This window comes from Lactobacillus bombicola (assembly GCF_900112665.1).
Taxonomy (GTDB): domain Bacteria; phylum Bacillota; class Bacilli; order Lactobacillales; family Lactobacillaceae; genus Lactobacillus; species Lactobacillus bombicola.
In genome coordinates, this window is the sequence record NZ_FOMN01000020.1 from 1 (window position 1) to 1,395 (window position 1,395).

General features: G+C 31.4%; 2 protein-coding genes. Both read left to right on the plus strand.

The window, feature by feature from the left end; genetic code table 11:
* Positions 1 to 297, plus strand: a 297-nt coding sequence (locus BM203_RS08475) for a hypothetical protein (protein WP_090094257.1), incomplete at its 5' end; no start/stop codon positions are given.
* A gap of 375 nt (positions 298 to 672) precedes the next feature.
* Positions 673 to 1,284 (plus strand): replication protein, encoded by a 612-nt coding sequence (locus BM203_RS08275; protein WP_090094259.1) that lies wholly within the window; start codon positions 673 to 675, stop codon positions 1,282 to 1,284.
* Positions 1,285 to 1,395 lie beyond the last annotated feature (111 nt).

Below are 1,395 nucleotides of genomic sequence, written 5' to 3' on the forward strand. Positions count from 1 at the left end.
AAAAAACGATTTGGCTTTTATCAAAACAAAGAAGTTTTTAATAAGTTTTTAGATTTAGCAGAGAATATAACTACTGAACAGGAGATTGCTCAAAATCTTAGATATGCAATTAAACAAATTGGTTTTACTAAAAAGCAAGTTGGTATTTTGTCTGAAATGATTTCAGAATATTTTTCGTACAAAGGTATTAAAGCTGTTGGTTATGGGATTGAGGCAGACGTTTATAAATCCGCAGAAAAATTAGTTGAGAAAAGAATTAATAATCAAATGCAAAAAAATCATGGGCGAATTTTGTAGTATAGGTGCCCTTTATGCTGTATGAAGTGTCAACGGTAAATTATCCCTAGAAGTCTCAAAAACGGCTGTAAGGACGTTTTATGAGCTTCTGGGAGAGTTTTAAGGAGTTGACACTTAACAAACCTTTTAAGCTAAATAAAAAGGCGAGAAGAGCTGAAAAAGCCTTTCTCGCCTTAATGACTATTTGCTATAATAATTTTTAGATATAAAAAAAGCCGACTGGCGGGTCAGCTTAGGTAACAATACAAACGCAAAAATGTTTTGTTAAGAATAATTCTATTCAATTTTGGGATAAAAGTAAATATTTTTTCCCGATTGGTTAATTGTATTAGACCTTGCTAGTTGGTATTGATAGCCGAAAGTGAGGTTTTTATTATGATTGAAAAAAAGAAAAAATTGGTTAAAGGCAGAGACTGGACGTTTATTGTTTATCCTGAAAGTGCGCCTGAAAATTGGCGAGATATTTTGAATCAAACTCATTTAGAGTGGGTAGAGAGTCCGCTGCATAACAAAGATGTGAATTCTGATGGTAGTAAGAAAAAAGCTCATTGGCATATATTGCTAAGGTTTTCTGGACCTGTCACTATTAAGAGGATAAATGATATTATTGAACCGTTGAATACGCCTATTCCTCAAAAAGTTGGCTCGGCAAAGGGTATGGTTAGATATTTTGCGCATATGGATAATCCAGAAAAATATCAATATTCGATTGAGGATATAAGAGCACACAATGGTGCTGATATTGCTGATTTTTTTAAGCTTTCTTCTAGTCAAAATTTACATGCTATGAAACAAATATTTCAGTTTATTAAGGCTAAAGAAATCGATAATTATATTGATTTTTTGAATTTTTGTTTGGAACAAGGTAATGATGATTGGTTTGATATAGCTATAAATCATAATACTTTAGCAATAAATAAAATGCTTGATGCGATGTGGCAAAAGCATCAAGGGCTTAAAGCTAAAAATAAAGTATACAAAGTTTGAATTTAAGATTATTGTTTACTACGACCTCCCCTACATTTACTTTTCCTGTTATTTCGATTTGAGAAAAGATTTGTATCATTGTTGTAAATGCTGATGTTATAGAAATTATTA

Bases quoted from the DNA above. Each gene is read 5' to 3' on its own strand.
- BM203_RS08275 (WP_090094259.1), top strand. From the start codon at position 673: ATGATTGAAAAAAAGAAAAAATTGGTTAAAGGCAGAGACTGGACGTTT.